General features: G+C 59.2%; 1 protein-coding gene. It reads right to left on the bottom strand.

Annotated elements, in window-relative coordinates; all coding sequences use genetic code 11:
• Positions 1-223 (bottom strand): GTP-binding protein (locus ABLO27_RS27125; RefSeq protein ID WP_353037222.1); only part of this gene is annotated, 223 nt, incomplete at both ends.

The following is a 223-nucleotide window of genomic DNA, read 5'->3' as shown; positions in this document are numbered from 1 at the left end:
GTCGACCTGGTCAACCTTGTTCATGAAGACAACAAGGGCCGGAACGCCAACCTGACGCGCAAGCAGGATGTGCTCACGGGTCTGCGGCATCGGGCCGTCAGCTGCTGAACAGACCAGGATCGCGCCGTCCATCTGGGCAGCACCGGTGATCATGTTCTTCACGTAGTCAGCGTGACCCGGGCAGTCAACGTGAGCGTAGTGACGGTTTTCCGTCTCATACTCA

It is taken from the genome of Roseibium sp. SCP15, assembly GCF_040329435.1.
In the GTDB taxonomy this organism is placed as follows: Bacteria; Pseudomonadota; Alphaproteobacteria; order Rhizobiales; family Stappiaceae; genus Roseibium.
The sequence above is the reverse complement of the archived record's forward strand: the minus strand, read 5'-3'. Positions and strand labels throughout refer to the sequence as shown.